Genomic DNA, 940 nt, shown 5'->3' with positions numbered 1-940 from the left:
CGCGGGCCCAAGGACGCCGGGGGAAACCGGTGAGTTTTTCCGCCTCGGTGCTGACGCTTTATCCCGAGATGTTTCCCGGCGCGCTCGGCCTGTCGCTGGCCGGCCGGGCGCTGGTATCAGGCACATGGTCGCTGGAAGCAATCCAGATCCGCGATTTCGCCAGCGACCGCCATCGCACCGTCGACGATACGCCGGCCGGCGGCGGCGCCGGCATGGTGATGCGCGCCGATGTGCTGGCTAGCGCCATCGACCACGTCTCGCCGGAGGGCGATCCGCGCCCGCGCCTGCTGATGAGCCCGCGTGGCAAGCCGCTGACGCAGGCCCGCGTGCGTGAACTGGCCGCCGGGCCGGGTGTCGTCATCGTCTGCGGACGCTTCGAAGGCGTTGACCAGCGGGTGATTGACGCGCGTGGGCTGGAAGAGGTCTCGGTCGGCGACTTCATCCTCTCCGGCGGCGAGCCGGCGGCCCTTGTGCTGCTCGACGCTGTCGTGCGGCTGTTGCCCGGCGTGATGGGGAATGCGGTGTCGGGCGATGAAGAGAGCTTTGAAAACGGCCTGCTCGAACATCCGCACTACACGCGGCCGCAGGAATTCGAGGGCCGGCAAATCCCCGAAGTCCTCACCTCGGGCAATCACAAGAACATCGCCGCATGGCGGCACGCCGAAGCGGAAAGGCTGACGAAGGAGCGGCGGCCGGACCTGCTGTCAAACGGCAAAACCAGCAATGGCTGAGATCGCCCAAAGCTCGGCCAGTCTCAGGTTCTTTGGCGACGATCTCGACCCCATTGAGCTGACCCAACTGCTGGGCGGAGAACCGACCTACGCCATCAAGAAGGGCGAACTTCATACCTATCCTCCAAATCGTCCGCCTCGGGTGGCGCGGACCGGGATGTGGCGATTATCGTCGGAATACGGTGAAGGTGATCAACTCGACAGTCAGG

2 protein-coding genes are annotated in these 940 nt (G+C 65.6%); both read left to right on the top strand.

Annotated elements, in window-relative coordinates; all coding sequences use genetic code 11:
• The first annotated feature begins 29 nt into the window (after positions 1-29).
• Positions 30-731, top strand: coding sequence for a tRNA (guanosine(37)-N1)-methyltransferase TrmD (trmD, locus tag EOA86_RS36320; RefSeq protein ID WP_128345812.1), 702 nt, complete (start codon positions 30-32; stop codon positions 729-731).
• The coding region (locus EOA86_RS36315; protein ID WP_128345811.1) for a DUF4279 domain-containing protein at positions 724-940 on the top strand (217 nt) is incomplete at its 3' end. The genes trmD and EOA86_RS36315, both read left to right, overlap by 8 nt.

Source organism: Mesorhizobium sp. M5C.F.Ca.IN.020.32.2.1 (assembly GCF_004023105.1).
In the GTDB taxonomy this organism is placed as follows: Bacteria; Pseudomonadota; Alphaproteobacteria; order Rhizobiales; family Rhizobiaceae; genus Mesorhizobium; species Mesorhizobium wenxiniae.
This window is presented reverse-complemented; position numbering and strand designations above follow the sequence as displayed.